Genomic DNA, 15436 nt, shown 5'->3' with positions numbered 1-15436 from the left:
CTCCTCTGTCCCACCGGAGCTCAGTGCCGGCGGAAGCGTTCGGCCAGTTCGGGGTGGTCCTCCCACCACAGGCGGGGGCGGTCGGGCTCGGCGGCGGGCTGGGTACCGGCGGCCTCGGCGGCACGCTCGAGCGCCGCCCGGCTGTCCAGGAGCTCCTGATGGTCGAGCTCGGCGTCCACCTGCGCGGCCTGCTCGGCGTCCTCCCCGGTCATCCGGCGCAGCACCACGGCGAGGAAGGGCAGCCCGGCGAGGTCGCCGCCGATCCACAGCACGCCGGCGCCGATGATCTGGTCGAGCCGTACGTCGGGGCCCCACGGCCGGCCCAGCGCCAGGTAGTAGCGCGGCGCGAGCAACGGCCCGAGCCAGACGAACAGCCCGAGCGCCCCGTCCAGCACGACCTCGGCGGCGCTGATCCCGAGGCTCACCAGGTACGGGTCGGTACGCGGGGTCGGGTCGACCCGGAAGCGGGTCCAGAAGTACATCCAACCGGCGCCCACCAGCCCGGTCCCGACCAGCGCGGCGACCCAGCCGTGCTCGAGGCTGGCCGGGTAGATCGGGGTCAGGTAGACCAGCGGCAACGGCACCAGGAAGATCGGGGTGACCACCAGCGGGAAGGTCAGCTTGCGGGCCAGTCGGGAGCGCAGTGCCCGGCCCAGCGGCGCGCGCACCGACGGCGGGGCCAGCTCGCGCAGCAGGGTCAGCGGCGCACCCATGGCGAAGAACATCGGCACGATCATCAGCAGGGTCACGTTCTGCACCGCGCGCGCCCAGAACAGCACCCCGGCGTAGACCCCGATGAACGCCGAGTTCACCAGCACCAGCGCCCCGACACCGCCGGCGACGAAGCTCCAGCACCGGGTGGCCGGCCACTGGCCGCCCCTGGCGCGCAACCGGCGTACCGCGGCTCGGTAGGCCGCCGCGAGCAGCAGCGCGGCGACGGTTGCCGGGGTCAGTTGCCACGCGGTGATCACCCGGACCCAGGTCAGCGGGGGTGGTCCGGGGTAACCGGCGGCCATCACCCGGGCCGCCGCCGCGGCTGACACAGCTGCTTGCACCCGCCCAGCGTGCACCCGGGGGCCGTCGATCACGAAAACGGGTCGCGTCCGTGCTCAGGAACCGCTCAGCGGAGCCCGGCGGGAGGGTGCGGGTCCTCCATGCTGCGACGGGTGTTTCGCGGAGCTAACGTCTGATCTTCGCGGGGAGCGGAGGAGACATGGGCGCGAGCGGAGCCGCCGGGGCGGACGACCTCGCCGGTGTCACGATCACCGACGACAAGACCATGCGGCGGGCGGTAGCGGCGGCGGCCATCGGGAACGTCACCGAGTGGTACGACTTCGGCGTCTACGCCTACCTCGTGCCGACGATCACCAAGGTGTTCTTCTCCGAGCTGCCGAAGTCGGTCGCGGTGATCTACGCGTTCGGCGTGTTCGCGGTGTCCTTCCTGGTCCGCCCGCTCGGTGGCTTCATCTTCGGCCCGCTGGGCGACCGCATCGGCCGGACCAAGGTGCTGGCCATCACGGTGATCATGATGGCGGCCGGCACCACGGTGCTCGGGCTGCTGCCCAGCTACGCCGCCGCCGGGATCGCGGCGCCGCTGCTGGTGCTGCTGGTGCGGGTGGTGCAGGGGTTGTCCACCGGGGGTGAGTACGGCGGGGCGATGACGTTCATCGCCGAGTACAGCGCGGACCGGCGGCGCGGCTTCTTCGGCAGTTGGCTGGAGTTCGGCACGCTGACCGGCTACGCCCTCGGCGCCACCCTGGTCACCGTGCTGACGACGGTGCTGTCCGACGCGCAGATGGTCAGCTGGGGCTGGCGGCTGCCGTTCCTGCTCGCGCTGCCGCTGGGCCTGGCCGGGCTGTACCTGCGGACCCGGCTGGAGGAGACGCCGGCGTTCGAGCAGCTGCTGGACTCCTCCGAGCAGCACGAGGGCATCAGCGCCAAGGAGGCACTGCGGTCGATCTTCGTGGAGCACTGGCGCACGATGCTGCTGGCCGGGGGCGTGATCGTCGCCTGGAACGTGACCAACTACCTGCTCACCAGCTACGTGCCGACGTACCTGACCGAGACGCTGCCGTCCAAGGGGGAGCACGGGATCAGCGAGCACGCCTCCGACCTGCTGCAGATCGTGGTGCTGGTCCTGCTGATGGTGGTGATCACGTTCCTCGGCCGGCTGAGCGACCGGATCGGCCGCCGCCCGGTGCTGCTCATCGGGTCCGGCGCGCTGGTCGTGCTGGGGCTCCCGGCGGTGCTGCTGCTCCGCGCCGGTGGCCTGTTCACCACGTTCCTCGGTCTGCTGGTGATCGGGCTGGTGCTGGTCTGCTTCTCTTCGACCGCGCCGTCCACGCTGCCCGCGATGTTCCCGACCCACATCCGCTACGGCGGGCTGTCGATCACGTTCAACCTGTTCGTGTCGGCGTTCGGTGGGACCACGGCGACCGTGGTCAGCGCACTGGTACTGGCCACCGGTGACCTGAACTGGCCGGGTTACTACCTGGTCGGCGCCGGGGTGGTCGGCCTGGTCTGCGTGTACCTGCTGGCGGAGAGCGCGGGGGACCCACTGGCCGGTTCACAGCCCGCCGTCGGCACCGAACAGGAGGCCCGCGAGCTCATCGCCGCCCGGACCTCGTGAGTGGCGAGTGGTCCGATGGGACCACTCGCCACTCACGGGTAGTGGGGGTCAGCCGCGCAGGCGGGTCATCTTCGGGTCGAACAGCGGTTCCTCGGCGACGGTCGCGGTGAGCCGGCTGTCGAAGTAGCCGATCTGTACCTGGGTGCCCGGGGTGCTCAGCTCGGCGGGCAGCCAGGCGTAGGCGATGCCGGCGCCGGTGGTGTAGCCGTAGGCCGCGCTGGTCACGTAACCGACCGCGGCGTCACCGGAACCGGCGTACACCGGCTCGCTGCCCACCACCGTCGCCCCGGGCCGGGCCAACGTCAGGCAGCTGAGTCGGCGGGTGGGCTGCTCGCGGCGGCGCAGTGCGGCGTCGCGGCCGAGGAACTCCGGCTTGTCCGCCTTCACCGCGAACCCGACGCCGGCCTCCCACGGATCGTGTTCGAACGTCATGTCGGTGCCGAACGAGCGGTAGCCCTTCTCCAGTCGCAGGCTGTTGAACGCGCCCCGGCCGGCCGCGATGAGCCCGTGCTCGGCGCCGGCCGCCCACAGCGTGTCCCAGAGCTTGAGGCCCTGGTCGGCGGTGGTGTACAGCTCCCAACCCAGCTCGCCGACGTAGGACAGCCGCAGCGCGGTGACTCCCACGTTGCCCAGGTAGGTGCGCCGGCCCCGGAAGTACTTCAGCCCGCCGGCGGAGAAGTCGTCGCTGGTCAGCGGCTGCAGCACGTCGCGAGCGCGCGGCCCCCAGAGTCCGATGCAGCAGGTGCCCGGGGTGACGTCGCGGACCGACACCGAGCCGTCCGCCGGCAACCACCGGGTCAGCCAGTCCAGGTCCAGGTTGCCGTTGGCGCCGACCTGGAAGAGGTCCCGCTCCAGCCGGGCCACGGTGACATCGCTACGGATGCCGCCGTCGACGTCCAACAGCAGCGTGTAGGTCACCGCGCCGACCGACTTGTCGACCGAACCGGTGCACATCCGGTTCAGGAACGCGGCGGCTCCCGGCCCGGCGACCTCGAGGTGCTTGAGCGCGCTCATGTCGTAGATGGCTACCGCTTCGCGGGTGTACTGGGCCTCGGCGCCGACGATCGGCGACCAGTACCGGGCCGCCCAGTCGTCCGGGTGGTTGTTGGGCACCGGGATGTCGCGGCCCTCCACCAGACCGGCGTTGGCCTCGTACCAGTGCGGCCGCTCCCAGCCGTTCGCCTCGAGGAAGAAGGCGCCGAGCTCGCGCTGGCGCTGGTAGAACGGGCTGGTGCGCAGCGGCCGCGGCTCCTCCATCGGCTGCAGCGGGTGCTTGATGTCGTAGATCTCGACGAAGTTCTGGCAGCCCCGGTCGACCACGTAGTCCGGCGCCAGCTGGTGCTGCTCGAACCGGTTGACGTCGCAGGCGTGCAGGTCGAACGACGAGCAGTGCCCGTCGACCAGCCACTCGGCCATCGCCCGGCCGACCCCGGCGGAGTGCGTCACCCACACCGCCTCGGCCACCCAGAAGCCCTTCACCCGCGCGGACTCGCCGAGCAGCGGCATGTCGTCGGTGGTGAAGGAGAACAGGCCGTTGATGCCTTCCTCGATCTTCGCGCCGGCGGTGCTCGGCAGCAGCGCGTTGGTCTCGCGCCACGCCTCGGCGAAGTCCTCGTCGGTGAACGGCTGCACCGAGGGCATCCCTGTCAGCTTGCGAGCGTCGTCCACGCTGAGGATGTCGGCGACCCCGACCGGCATCGGGCGGTGCCCGTAGTAGCCGATGCCCAGGGTGTCGAAGCGCTCCCGGTAGTACAGACCGGCGTCCTGGTGCCGCAGGATCGGGCGCACGGCCTCCTCGGCCTGGCCGGCGAGGCCGGGGACCTGGCCGGTCCAGGCCAGCTGGTGCGCCAACGGCGTCAGCGGCAGCGTCATACCGACCATCCCGGCGACATTCTGGCCCCAGATCCCGGCGCAGCACACCACGATCTCGGCGGGCAGCTCGCCGGCACCGGTCAGCACCGAGGTGACCCGGTCACCGTCGGTCCGGACGTCGAGCACCTCGGTGCGCTCCAGAACTCGGACGCCCCGCGCGGCGGCCCGCTCCACCTGTGCCTGCACCGCGCGCACCGCCTTGGCCAGCCCGTCGGTCGGCACGTGCAGCCCGCCGAGCACCCGGTCCCGGTCCAGCATCGGGGCCAACTCCAGACACCGGTCGGGCCCGACCACCTCGGCGGCCACGCCCCAGGCGCGGGCCCAGCCGGCGCGCCGGTGCAGCTCGGCCAGCCGCGCCTCGCTGGTGGCCACCTCCAGGCCGCCGACCTGCAGGAAGCACGGCTCACCCGCGACGTCCAGGGAGCACAGCTTCTCCACCGTGTAGGTGGCCAGCTCGGTCATCGTCTTCGAGGAGTTCGTCTGGAACACCAGGCCGGGCGCGTGCGAGGACGAGCCGCCGGGTTCCGGCAGCGGGCCCTGATCGACCAGCGTGATGTCGTCCCAGCCCTTCGCCGAGAGCTCATCGGCGAGGGCGGCCCCGACAACGCCCGCCCCGATGATGACGACCTGGGGTCCGACCATGAGTGCCTCCGGTGCACTATCTGCAACACACATCACCTGACGCAACGAGAGTCGCCCGTCGGGGAGCGCCGTGTCAAGGGGTGTGTGGCCGCGTATCGCCGCCTGACGAGGGCGCCACCCGGCCGCACCAGGCCACTACAGCGTCTCGCGGACGGACTGCTCGAAGTGGTCGACGTGGTGCACCGCGAGCTCGCGGGCCAGCACGCCGTTGCCGGCCAGGATCGCCTCGATCATCGGCACGTGGTGCTCGACGTGGTCGACCTCGGGCAGCTGCTCCAGGAACAGGTACCAGATGCGCAGCGACAGGTTGTAGTAGTGGTCGAGGGTCGACTCGAGGTACCGGTTGTGCGCGCAGCGGTAGATCGCCCGGTGGATCGCGGTGTCCAGCCGCATGCTGGTCTCCCGGCCGCCGTCGCTGTGCCGGACCTCGGCGATCAGCTCGTGCAGCATCGTCCGGTCGGCCGAGGTGACCCGCTCAGCCGCGCGCTGTGCCGCGTGCCCCTCCAGCTGCCGGCGCACGTCGGCGATGAGCCCGTGGTCGGTGATGTTCACCTCGGTGACGAAGGTGCCCTGCCTCGGGTAGATCGCCACCAGCGTCTCCGACTCGAGCCGCTTCAGCGCATCCCGCAGCGGGGTACGACCGACGCCGAGCTCGGCGGACAGCCGTTCCTCGTTGATCGGCGCACCCGGCGGCAGCCGGAGCGTGACGATCATGTCGCGGACCTCCGCGTACGCCTTGTCGGCGAGGAGGGGGGTTCGACCTGGAAGGAAGTGGTTGACGCCGCCGGTCATGGTTCCTAGCCTAACGTACATCTGAAATATCAGAACGCAGGCAGCGGTATTTAAGTTGCCGCGAGTCGCCACCGAGTCGCCACTGAGTCGCCACCGATACGTGCCCGCACCGAGACGCGAGGAGCCTGATGAGCGCCTTCGACCAGGACCTGGGGAGCTTTGACCCCGAGGTCGCCGCCGCACTGGATGCCGAGCTGGGGCGTCAGCGCGACACCCTGGAGATGATCGCCTCGGAGAACTTCGCGCCGGTCGCGGTTCTGCAGGCGCAGGGTTCGGTGCTCACCAACAAGTACGCCGAGGGCTACCCGGGCCGGCGCTACTACGGCGGGTGCGAGCACGTCGACGTCGTCGAGCAGCTGGCCATCGACCGGCTCAAGGCGCTGTTCGGGGCCGAGCACGCCAACGTGCAGCCGCACTCCGGCGCGCAGGCGAACGCGGCGGTGATGCACGCGCTGTTGCGGCCCGGGGACACGATTCTCGGGCTGGACCTCGCGCACGGCGGCCATCTCTCGCACGGCATGAAGCTGAACTTCTCCGGCCGGCTCTACGACGTCGCCGCCTACCACGTCCGGGCCGAGGACGGCCTGATCGACGCCGACGAGGTGGAACGACTGGCCAAGGAGCACCAGCCGAAGCTGATCCTCGCCGGCTGGTCGGCCTACCCCCGCCAGCTGGACTTCGCGCACTTCCGCCGGGTGGCCGACGAGGTGGGTGCGCACCTGATGGTGGACATGGCCCACTTCGCCGGCCTGGTCGCCGCCGGGCTGCACGAGAATCCGGTGCCCTACGCCGACGTGGTCACCACGACCACGCACAAGACCCTCGGCGGGCCGCGCGGCGGTGCCATCCTGTGCCGCGCCGACCTCGCCAAGAAGATCAACTCCGCGGTGTTCCCGGGGCAGCAGGGCGGACCGCTGGAGCATGTGATCGCGGCCAAGGCGGTGTCCTTCAAGGCGGCGGCGGCCCCGGAGTTCGCCGAACGCCAGCAGCGCACGCTGGACGGCGCGCGGATCCTCGCCGAGCGGCTGCTCGCGGCCGACGTCGCCGAGCACGGCATCACGGTGGCCACCGGCGGTACCGACGTGCACCTGGTGCTCGTCGACCTGCGCAACGCCGAGCTGGACGGGCAGCAGGGCGAGGACCGGCTGCACCGGATCGGCATCACGGTCAACCGCAACGCGGTGCCGTTCGACCCGAGGCCGCCGATGGTCAGCTCCGGGCTGCGGATCGGCACCCCCGCGCTGGCCACCCGGGGCTTCGACACCGAGGACTTCGTCGAGGTGGCCGACATCCTGGCCGAGGCATTGAAGCCCGGTTACCGGGAGGACGCCCTGCGGGCCCGGGTGGACGCGCTGGTCGCCAAGCACCCGCTCTACCCCGGGGTGGCGAACTTCGGGAAGCCGGCGTGACCCCGGCACTGCCGGAGCAGCCGGACTGGCTGTGGCGCACCCCGGAGCCGAAGCGCGCCTACGACGTGGTCATCGTCGGGGCCGGTGGACACGGCCTGGCCACCGCCTACTACCTGGCACAGCACTACGGCGTGCGCAACGTGGCGGTGCTGGAGAAGGGTTGGCTGGCCGGCGGCAACATGGCCCGCAACACCACGATCATCCGGTCCAACTACCTCCTCGACGAGAGCTCGGCGATCTACGAGCACGCGCTGAAGCTGTGGGAGGGGCTGCCCGCCGAGCTGGACTACGACTTCCTGTTCAGCCAGCGCGGTGTGCTGAACCTGGCGCACACCCTGCAGGACGCGCGGGACAGCATGCGCCGGGTCTACGCCAACCGGCTCAACGGGGTCGACGGCGAGTGGCTGGACGCCGCCGAGGCGCAGAAGGTCTGCCCGATCCTCAACGTGTCGCCGGACGTCCGGTACCCGGTGCTCGGCGGCACCTGGCAGCCCAGGGCCGGCATCGCCAAGCACGACCACGTGGCCTGGGCATTCGCCCGGCGCAGCGACGACCTGGGCGTGGACCTGATCCAGGGCTGCGAGGTCACCGGCTTCCTGCGCGATGGCGACCGGGTCACCGGCGTACAGACGAAGCTCGGGCCCATTCGCGCCGGCCGGGTCGGGATGGCCGCTGCCGGGCACTCCAGCGTGCTCGCCGACACCGTCGGGGTGCGGCTGCCGATCCAGAGCCACCCGCTGCAGGCGCTGGTCTCGGAGCTGCTCGAACCCGTGCACCCCACCGTGGTGATGTCCAACCACGTGCACGTCTACGTCAGCCAGGCGCACAAGGGCGAGCTGGTGATGGGGGCGGGCATCGACCCGTACAACTCCTACGGCCAGCGCGGGTCGGTGCACGTGATCGAGGAGCAGATGGCCGCCGCGCTAGAGCTGTTCCCGATCTTCGGCCGGGCGCACATGATCCGGAGCTGGGGCGGCATCGTGGACGTCACCCCGGACGCGTCGCCGATCATCGGACCGACGCCGCTGGAGAACCTGTTCATCAACTGCGGCTGGGGGACCGGCGGTTTCAAGGCCACCCCGGCCGTCGGTCGGGTGTTCGCCCACCTGCTGGCCACCGGGGCGCCGGACGCGCTGGCCGCCCCGTTCGGGCTGGACCGCTTCACCTCGGGCGCACTGATCGACGAGCACGGCGCCGCCGGCGTCGCACACTGACCCGTCCCCTTGTTACCGAGCTGCACACCAGGCAGGTTCGAGCGGCTCGAAACCTGCCTCCTGTGCAGCTCGGTAACACCAGGCCCACCGCTCACTAGGAGCTACCGATGTTGTTGATCAGCTGCCCGTGGTGCGGGCCGCGTGAGGAGACCGAGTTCCACTACGGCGGGCAGGCGCACGTCGCCTACCCGGCCAACACGCTGGAGCTCGACGACGCCACCTGGGCGGAGTACCTGTTCGTCCGGGACAACACCAAGGGCCCGTACGCCGAGCGCTGGGTGCACAGCGCGGGGTGCCGCCGCTGGTTCAACGTCGTGCGGGACACGGTGACCAGCGAGATCCTCGCCGTGTACCGGACCGGCGAGCAGCGGCCGGTGACGGCATGAGTGAGTTCACGAGCGAGTCATCGGCACCGAGCGCCCCTTCCACGCCGACCGGACAGCCCAACCGGCTGCCCACCGGCGGGCGCATCGACCGATCGGTCACGCTGCGGGCCACCGTCGACGGCGTCGAGCTGACCGGGCACCCCGGCGACACCGTGGCGTCCGCGCTGATCGCCAACGGGCGGCTCGAGGTGGCCCCGTCGATCTACCGGGGGCGGCCGAGGGGCATCGTGGCGGCCGGGGTGGAGGAGCCGAACGCGCTGCTCCAGCTCGCCGGCGCCCGCCCGGGGGACAACGCCGAACCGATGCTGCCGGCGACCGCGGTGGAGCTGTTCGACGGGCTGTCCGCCGAGACGCTGTCCGGGGTCGGCCGGCTGGACCCGAGCACCGACGAGGCGCGGCACGACAAGAAGTTCGTGCACACCGACGTGCTGGTGGTCGGCGCCGGGCCGGCCGGGCTGGCCGCCGCGCTGGCCGCGTCCGCCGGGGGCGCCCGGGTGCTGCTGGTGGACGAGCAGCCCGAGCCCGGCGGCCAGCTGCTGGCCGAGCGCAACCCCGCGCTGGCGGACTGGGTGGCCGGCGCGGCCGCCGCGCTGGCCGCCCGGCCGGAGGTGCGGGTGCTGCGCCGCGCCACCGCGTTCAGCGTCGCCGCGAACTACGTGCTGGTCGCCGAGCGCCGCACCGACCACCTCGGGGCTGCCGCACCGGCGGAGGTGTCCCGGCAGCGGCTGTGGCACGTGCGCGCGAAGCGGATCGTGCTGGCCGCCGGTGCGCACGAGCGGCCGATGGTGTTCGCCGACAACGACCGGCCGGGCATCATGCTGGCCGGCGCGGTGCGCACCTACCTGAACCGCTACGCCGTGCTGCCCGGCCGCCGCGCGGTGCTGCTGACCACGAACGACAGCGCCTACGACACGGCGCTGGACCTGCGCGCCGCCGGCGCCGAGGTGTCCGCGCTGGTGGACACCCGCCCGGAGCCGCCGGCAGAGCTGGTCGAGCGGGCCACAGCGGCGGGCATCGAGGTGATCGCCGGCGCGGTCGTCAGCGGTACCTCCGCCGCGGCCGGTACCGCGCGGATCAGCGCCGTCCGGCTGGACAACGGCCGGGAGCTGGACTGCGACCTGCTCGCCAGCTCCGGTGGCTGGAACCCGGTGGTGCACCTGTTCAGCCAGGCCAGGGGCACGCTGCGGTGGGACGACGAGCGCGCCGCGTTCGTGCCGGCGGCCCAGCTCGACGGGTTGCGGGTGGTGGGCGCCGCGAACGGCACCCGCGACCTGGCCGGTTGCCTGGCCGAAGGCGCCGACGCCGGCGTCGAAGCGGCCGCCCGTTCGGGCTACCCGGGGGCGCGTCCCGAGCTGCCGGCTGTGCCGGCCCGCCACCCCGCTCCGGACCGGCCGGTGTGGCTGGTGCCGGGGGAGGGCGAGCCGGGCGGCTGGCGGGACCACTTCGTGGACCTGCAGCGCGACGCCACGGTGGCCGACGTCTGGCGGGCCACCGGGGCGGGCATGCGCTCGGTGGAGCACATCAAGCGCTACACGACCATCGGCACCGGCCAGGACCAGGGCCGCACCTCGGGCGTGGTGGCCAACGGGGTGATCGCCGCCGCGCTGGGGCTCGCCTCGCCCGGCGAGCTGGGCACGACCACCTTCCGCGCGCCGTACACGCCGGTCTCGTTCGCCCTGATGGCCGGCCGGAACCGGGGCGAGCTGCACGACCCGGTGCGCACCACCGCGGTCCACCCGTGGCACGTGGCCGCCGGCGCCGAGTTCGAGAACGTCGGCCAGTGGAAGCGGCCGTGGTACTACCCCCGCGACGGCGAGGATCTGCACGCGGCCGTGCTGCGCGAGTGCCGGGCCGCGCGCACCGGGGTCGGCATGATGGACGCCACCACCCTCGGCAAGATCGACATCCGCGGTCGGGACGCCGGGGAGTTCCTGAACCGGATCTACACCAACGCGTTCGCCAAGCTGAAGGTCGGCTGGGCGCGCTACGGCGTGATGTGCAAGGCCGACGGCATGGTGTTCGACGACGGCGTGACGATCCGACTGGCCGAGGACCACTTCTACCTCACCACCACCACCGGCAACGCGGCCGCGGTGATGGACTGGCTGGAGGAGTGGTCGCAGACCGAGTGGCCGGAGCTGGACGTCACGTTCACCTCGGTCACCGAGCAGTGGGTGACCATCGCGGTGGTCGGGCCCCAGTCGCGCGCGGTGGTCTCGGCGGTGGCCCCCGGGCTGGCCTGCTCCGCCGAGGAGTTCCCGTTCATGACGGTGCGGGACGCGGTGCTCAGCAGCGGCGTGCCGGCCCGGATCGCCCGGGTGTCGTTCTCCGGCGAGCTGGCCTACGAGATCAACGTGGCGAGCTGGCACGGGCTCTCGACCTGGGAGACCGTGTTCGCCGCCGGCCAGCCGTACGGCATCACCCCGTACGGCACCGAGACGATGCACGTGCTGCGCGCGGAGAAGGGGTTCCCGATCGTCGGGCAGGACACCGACGGCACGGTCACCCCGGAGGACCTCGGCATGAGCTGGGTCGTGTCCACCCGCAAGGACTTCGTCGGGCGCCGCTCGCTGGCCCGTCCGGACACCGCGCGGACCGACCGCAAGCACCTGGTCGGCCTGCTGCCGGTGGACCCGGGGGCGCTGTTGCCGGAGGGTGTCCAGCTGGTGGCCGAGGGGGTGCCGATCACCCCGGAGGTGGCGCCGGTGCCGATGCTCGGCCACGTCACGTCCAGCTACCACAGCGCGGCGCTGGAGCGCACCTTCGCGCTGGCGCTGATCAAGAACGGCCGGCACCGGATCGGCGAGACCGTGTTGGCCCCGCTGGGCGACCGCACGATCGCAGCCACGGTCACCGAGCCGGTGTTCTACGACAAGGAGGGAGCCCGCCGTGACGGTTGAGACCAGCGCTGCGCAGCCCGAGGTCCGGCACAGCCCGCTCGAGGGCTGGCGGGCCGGGCGACCGGATCGCCTGCAGCTCGCCGAGGTGCCCTACCTGTCCATGGTGAACCTGCGGGTGGACCCGGCCGGCCCGGTGGCCGGGCGGATCGCCGCGCTGCTGGGCGTCGAGCTGCCCACCGAGCCGAACACGGCGGTCAGCTCGCCGGGCTGGTCGGTGCTCTGGCTGGGGCCGGACGAGTGGCTGGTGCTGGGGCCGGACGGGGCGGCGTCGGACCTGGTCGAGCTGCTGCGCGGGCTGCTCGCCGGCCAGCGTGGGTCGGCGGTCGACCTCTCGGCCAACCGGACCACGATCGAGCTGACCGGCCCGTCCGCCAGGGAGGTGCTGGAGCAGGGCTGCCCGCTGGACCTGCACCCCCGGGTGTTCGGTCCAGGGCGGTGCGTACAGACAATGCTGGCCAGGGCACAGGTGGTGATCTGGCGCCCCGCCAGCGACGCAACAGACGGCGCAGAGGACTCGCCGGGGGAGACCTTCCGGCTGCTGGTGCGCGGCTCCTTCGCCGGTTACCTGGCCGCCTGGCTGACCGACGCCGCCGGGGAGTACTGGACGGTCGCGCCACAGTGATCAGCGTCTTCGACCTGTTCTCCGTCGGCATCGGCCCGTCGTCCTCGCACACGGTCGGCCCGATGCGGGCCGCGCTGCGGTTCGTCGAGCGGCTGGCCGCCGACGGGCAGCTGGACTCGGTGGCCCAGGTGCGGTGCGAGCTGTTCGGCTCGCTCGGCGCCACCGGCCACGGGCACGGCTCACCGGCGGCGGTCCTGTTGGGGCTGGCCGGTGAACGACCGGAGACGGTGGACACCGAGCGGTCGCCGGAGTGGGTCGCGGCGGTCCGGGAGAGCGGCCGCCTGCGGCTGGGCGCCGGCGGCCCCGAGGTCGACTTCGACGAGGGCGAGGACCTGGTGCTGCACCGGCGGCGCACCCTGCCGCTGCACCCGAACGGCATGCTGTTCCAAGCCCGCTCCGGTACCGGCGAGCTGGTGGCCGAGCGCACCTACTACTCGGTGGGCGGCGGTTTCGTGCTGGACGACCCGGCGGGGGAGCCGGCCCGGATCGTGCCGGACACCGCCCCGGTGGCCCACCCGTTCCGTACCGCGGCCGACCTGCTGCTGCACTGCTCCGACACCGGGCTGCCGGTGAGCGGCGTGATGCTCGCCAACGAGCTGTCCCGACGCACCGAGGCGCAGGTGCGGGACGACCTGCTGCGGATCTGGCAGGTCATGCAGGCCTGCGTGGCGCGCGGCTGTGAGCGGGGCGGCGTGATGCCCGGTGGCCTGCGGGTCCGCCGGCGGGCGGCGGACCTCTACCAGCGACTGCTGGCCGAGGGCGGCAGCGTCGACCCGCTGCAGGTGATGGACTGGGTGTCGCTGTACGCGCTCGCGGTGAACGAGGAGAACGCCTCCGGCGGCCGTGTGGTCACCGCCCCGACCAACGGCGCGGCCGGCATCGTGCCGGCGGTCCTGCACTACTACAAGCGCTTCGTGCCCGGCGCCAGCGACGACGGAGTGGTGCGGTTCCTGCTCACCGCCGGCGCGATCGGGACGATCTACAAGGAGGGCGCGTCGATCTCCGGGGCCGAGGTCGGCTGCCAGGGCGAGGTGGGCTCGGCGTGCTCGATGGCGGCCGGCGCGCTGTGTGAGGTGCTGGGGGGCAGCGCTCGGCAGGTGGAGAACGCGGCCGAGATCGGCATGGAGCACAACCTGGGCCTGACCTGCGACCCGGTCGGCGGGCTGGTGCAGATCCCGTGCATCGAGCGCAATGCGATGGGCTCGATCAAGGCGATCAACGCGGCCCGGATGGCACTGCGCGGTGATGGCACGCATGTGGTCAGCCTCGACAAGGTGATCAAGACAATGCGGGAGACCGGCGCCGATATGAAGGTCAAGTACAAGGAGACCTCGCGCGGCGGTCTCGCGGTGAACGTCATCGAGTGCTGAGCTCCCGCTGTTGCGCACTGCCCGTCTCGCCGCATGCGAGGCGGGCAGTGTGGTTTCTCGGCCAGTGGTTCCTGGGCCAGTGGTTCTCGGCCAGCGCTGTGACCTGCCGCACCTGGCGAGCGCGCCGCCGCGGGTGGGGCCCCGATGCCTGAGACTCGAGCAGCATTCACAGGTAGGTAAAGCTTCCCTTATGTGTGGGGATATTGAATGCTGGACGAGTTGGCGGTCGAGCGGGGAGCGCGGATGCACGTCAGAGAGGCACTCATCATTGCGTTGCGGAGCATGGGTGCAGCCCGGCTCCGTACCGCGTTGACCATGCTGAGCATCGTGATCGGCGTGACAGCGGTGATCGTGCTGGTGGGGCTCGGCAACGGGATGAAGACGTCGTTCAACGAGCAGATGGGGTCCTTGGCCGCCGGCATCACCATCGGCAAGTCGACCGGCGAGGTGCCCGGTGGCAACGGTGCGCGCAACCTCAACGACGACGACCTGCAGGCGCTGCGCAAGGCGCCGGACGTCACCGACCTGACGCCGCTGCTGTCTGGGGTGGGGACGCTGCACGAAGGCACCAACACCTACAGCGCGACCCTGGTCGGCACCGACGCGGGCTGGCTGAACATCCGTAACCGCGAGGTCGAGTTCGGCCGGTTCTTCACCGACGAGGAGTACCGCGCCAAGGCGAAGGTGGTTGTACTGGCGCCGAGAGCGGTCATGTACCTGTACGGGGGCGACGGGGCCGCCGCGGTCGGCTCGGAGGTCAAGGTCGACCGGGCCAACTACAAGGTCGTCGGGGTGCTGCGGACCGGCGGCGACCAGGACAACATCGCGGTGATGCCGATGACGACCGCGCGGTACTCCGTCTTCGGCGTGGGGCCCGGCGGCAACAACCTCAGCGGGATCGGCGTGATGGCGACCAGCGCCGACCGGGTGCCGGCCGCCGTCGACGAGATCCACGCGATCCTGGACAAGCAGCATCTCGTCAAGGAACCCGGCCAGCGCGACTACAGCATCGTTGCGTTGATCAACCAGATGGAGGACACCGACCAGTACCTGACCCTGTTGACCTGGTTCGCGGTCGGGGTCGCCGGCATCTCGTTGTTCGTCGGTGCGTTGGGGGTCGCCAACATCATGCTGGTCACGGTGACCGAGCGGACCAGTGAGATCGGTATCCGCAAGGCCATCGGCGCGCGGCGCAGCGCGATCATGAAGCAGTTCCTGATCGAGTCGATGACGCTCGCCAGTCTGGGCGGGTTGGGCGGCGTGGCGCTCGGCGTCGGCCTGACTCTCGTGAGTGCGAAGTTGGTGCCGCTGTACCTGCCGAAGCTCGGCGCGCCCGAGGTGTCCCCGACCGCGGTGCTGCTCGCGTTCGCGGTGAGCATCGTCATCGGGTTCGTGGCCGGCGGCTACCCGGCGCTGCGGGCCTCGCGGCTACACCCCATCGACGCCCTGCGCTACTGACGAGCGCCGAGCCGGTGATCAACGGGTCAGACCACTCACACAGCCCGCGCCCCGCTCACACAGCGCGTTGGGCTGCTGTGTCGAGCCGGACGGGCTGTGTGAGCGCCGGCGGTGAGCGCCGGCGGTGAGCGCGAGCCCGTGG

General features: G+C 71.7%; 11 protein-coding genes. 8 read left to right on the top strand and 3 right to left on the bottom strand.

Features of this window, described 5'->3' with window-relative positions; all coding sequences use genetic code 11:
• Window positions 1–20: 20 nt before the first annotated feature.
• Window positions 21–1055 carry a cytochrome c oxidase assembly protein gene (locus ACTXG6_RS27695; RefSeq protein WP_445182318.1) on the bottom strand — a complete coding sequence of 345 codons (1035 nt, stop codon included), beginning with the start codon at window positions 1053–1055 and terminating at the stop codon, window positions 21–23.
• Between the two features lie 158 nt (window positions 1056–1213).
• Between ACTXG6_RS27695 and ACTXG6_RS27690 the strand changes: the two genes are divergently transcribed.
• A complete protein-coding gene (locus tag ACTXG6_RS27690; protein WP_445182317.1) occupies window positions 1214–2629 on the top strand; it encodes an MFS transporter in 1416 nt (471 codons plus the stop codon).
• Window positions 2630–2677: 48 nt separating this feature from the next.
• Here ACTXG6_RS27690 and ACTXG6_RS27685 read toward each other — a convergent pair whose 3' ends face one another.
• Window positions 2678–5143, bottom strand: a complete 2466-nt coding sequence (locus ACTXG6_RS27685) for a GcvT family protein (RefSeq protein ID WP_445182316.1) — start codon at window positions 5141–5143, stop codon at window positions 2678–2680.
• A gap of 135 nt (window positions 5144–5278) precedes the next feature.
• A complete protein-coding gene (locus tag ACTXG6_RS27680; protein ID WP_445182315.1) occupies window positions 5279–5935 on the bottom strand; it encodes a GntR family transcriptional regulator in 657 nt (218 codons plus the stop codon).
• Window positions 5936–6063: 128 nt separating this feature from the next.
• Here ACTXG6_RS27680 and glyA point away from each other — a divergent pair, with 128 nt between their 5' ends.
• From glyA to ACTXG6_RS27645, 7 genes are all read left to right on the top strand, one after another.
• Window positions 6064–7344 (top strand): serine hydroxymethyltransferase, encoded by a 1281-nt coding sequence (gene glyA / locus ACTXG6_RS27675; RefSeq protein WP_445182314.1) that lies wholly within the window; start codon window positions 6064–6066, stop codon window positions 7342–7344.
• Entirely contained in the window at window positions 7341–8558 is a 1218-nt protein-coding gene (locus ACTXG6_RS27670) for a sarcosine oxidase subunit beta family protein (protein WP_445182313.1), read from the top strand. Before glyA ends, ACTXG6_RS27670 begins: the two co-directional genes overlap by 4 nt.
• 107 nt (window positions 8559–8665) lie before the next feature.
• The gene (locus ACTXG6_RS27665; protein WP_445182312.1) at window positions 8666–8944 is read left to right on the top strand and encodes a sarcosine oxidase subunit delta; all 279 of its coding nucleotides are present in this window, start codon (window positions 8666–8668) and stop codon (window positions 8942–8944) included.
• A complete protein-coding gene (locus tag ACTXG6_RS27660) occupies window positions 8941–11844 on the top strand; it encodes a 2Fe-2S iron-sulfur cluster-binding protein (RefSeq protein WP_445182311.1) in 2904 nt (967 codons plus the stop codon). The genes ACTXG6_RS27665 and ACTXG6_RS27660 overlap by 4 nt, the downstream gene beginning before the upstream one ends.
• Window positions 11834–12466: a sarcosine oxidase subunit gamma gene (locus tag ACTXG6_RS27655; RefSeq protein WP_445182310.1), complete on the top strand. Its 633-nt coding sequence runs from the start codon at window positions 11834–11836 to the stop codon at window positions 12464–12466. Before ACTXG6_RS27660 ends, ACTXG6_RS27655 begins: the two co-directional genes overlap by 11 nt.
• Entirely contained in the window at window positions 12463–13836 is a 1374-nt protein-coding gene (locus tag ACTXG6_RS27650; RefSeq protein ID WP_445182309.1) for an L-serine ammonia-lyase, read from the top strand. The genes ACTXG6_RS27655 and ACTXG6_RS27650 overlap by 4 nt, the downstream gene beginning before the upstream one ends.
• Before the next feature lie 207 nt (window positions 13837–14043).
• Complete coding sequence (locus ACTXG6_RS27645) at window positions 14044–15294, top strand: ABC transporter permease (protein ID WP_445182308.1); 1251 nt, start codon at window positions 14044–14046, stop codon at window positions 15292–15294.
• The last annotated feature ends 142 nt before the right edge of the window (window positions 15295–15436 follow it).

The sequence above is a fragment of the Pseudonocardia sp. Cha107L01 genome, from assembly GCF_052566575.1.
This window is presented reverse-complemented; position numbering and strand designations above follow the sequence as displayed.